The following is a 1,892-nucleotide window of genomic DNA, read 5'->3' on the forward strand; positions in this document are numbered from 1 at the left end:
TATCAGGCGTGCGCTCTAACCAGCTGAGCTATAGGCCCAAAAAGCGTAACCGTATTATATTATGAGAGTAAACCTCTCAAAACTGAACAAAACATTGATGAAATGTGCTGGTTTCCGTTTTTCCTTAGAAAGGAGGTGATCCAGCCGCAGGTTCTCCTACGGCTACCTTGTTACGACTTCACCCTAATCATCTGTCCCACCTTAGACGGCTGGCTCCTAAAAGGNTGTGCTGGTTTCCGTTTTTCCTTAGAAAGGAGGTGATCCAGCCGCAGGTTCTCCTACGGCTACCTTGTTACGACTTCACCCTAATCATCTGTCCCACCTTAGACGGCTGGCTCCTAAAAGGTTACCCCACCGGCTTTGGGTGTTACAAACTCTCATGGTGTGACGGGCGGTGTGTACAAGGCCCGGGAACGTATTCACCGTGGCATGCTGATCCACGATTACTAGCGATTCCGACTTCATGCAGGCGAGTTGCAGCCTGCAATCCGAACTGAGAACGGCTTTAAGAGATTAGCTTGACCTCGCGGTTTCGCGACTCGTTGTACCGTCCATTGTAGCACGTGTGTAGCCCAGGTCATAAGGGGCATGAGGACTTGACGTCATCCCCACCTTCCTCCGGTTTGTCACCGGCAGTCTTGCTAGAGTGCCCAACTAAATGCTGGCAACTAACAATAAGGGTTGCGCTCGTTGCGGGACTTAACCCAACATCTCACGACACGAGCTGACGACAGCCATGCACCACCTGTCATTCCGTCCCCGAAGGGAACGCCCAATCTCTTGGGTTAGCAGAAGATGTCAAGACCTGGTAAGGTTCTTCGCGTTGCATCGAATTAAACCACATGCTCCACCGCTTGTGCGGGCCCCCGTCAATTCCTTTGAGTTTCAACCTTGCGGTCGTACTCCCCAGGCGGAGTGCTTAATGCGTTAGCTGCAGCACTGAAGGGCGGAAACCCTCCAACACTTAGCACTCATCGTTTACGGCATGGACTACCAGGGTATCTAATCCTGTTCGCTACCCATGCTTTCGAGCCTCAGCGTCAGTTACAGACCAGACAGCCGCCTTCGCCACTGGTGTTCTTCCATATATCTACGCATTTCACCGCTACACATGGAGTTCCACTGTCCTCTTCTGCACTCAAGTCTCCCAGTTTCCGATGCACTTCTCCGGTTAAGCCGAAGGCTTTCACATCAGACTTAAAAGACCGCCTGCGCTCGCTTTACGCCCAATAAATCCGGACAACGCTTGCCACCTACGTATTACCGCGGCTGCTGGCACGTAGTTAGCCGTGGCTTTCTGGTTGGATACCGTCACTGAATGAACAGTTACTCTCATCCACGTTCTTCTCCAACAACAGAGTTTTACGAGCCGAAACCCTTCTTCACTCACGCGGCGTTGCTCCATCAGACTTTCGTCCATTGTGGAAGATTCCCTACTGCTGCCTCCCGTAGGAGTTTGGGCCGTGTCTCAGTCCCAATGTGGCCGATTACCCTCTCAGGTCGGCTACGCATCATTGCCTTGGTGAGCCGTTACCTCACCAACTAGCTAATGCGCCGCGGGTCCATCCATAAGTGATAGCCGAAACCATCTTTCAAATGTAAACCATGCGGTTTACATTGTTATACGGTATTAGCACCTGTTTCCAAGTGTTATCCCCTGCTTATGGGCAGGTTCCCCACGTGTTACTCACCAGTTCGCCACTCGTCTCATTGTGAAATCTCTTTGGTGCAAGCACCGCCAATCATTCACCAAGACGCGTTCGACTTGCATGTATTAGGCACGCCGCCAGCGTTCGTCCTGAGCCAGGATCAAACTCTCAGTTTTACCTGAGCTGTTTGTAAGCTCATGATTTTAATTTGTTACTTAAAAGCGAATTGACTTCGCAAATGTT

The 1,892-nt window shown here is 51.1% G+C and carries 1 rRNA gene; it reads right to left on the minus strand.

Annotated elements, in window-relative coordinates:
* Positions 1-250: 250 nt before the first annotated feature.
* Positions 251-1,825: ribosomal RNA gene (locus OXT66_RS09535) — 16S ribosomal RNA — on the minus strand.
* Positions 1,826-1,892: the final 67 nt, after the last annotated feature.

Source organism: Lentilactobacillus senioris (assembly GCF_026798195.1).
GTDB lineage: Bacteria > Bacillota > Bacilli > Lactobacillales > Lactobacillaceae > Lentilactobacillus > Lentilactobacillus senioris_A.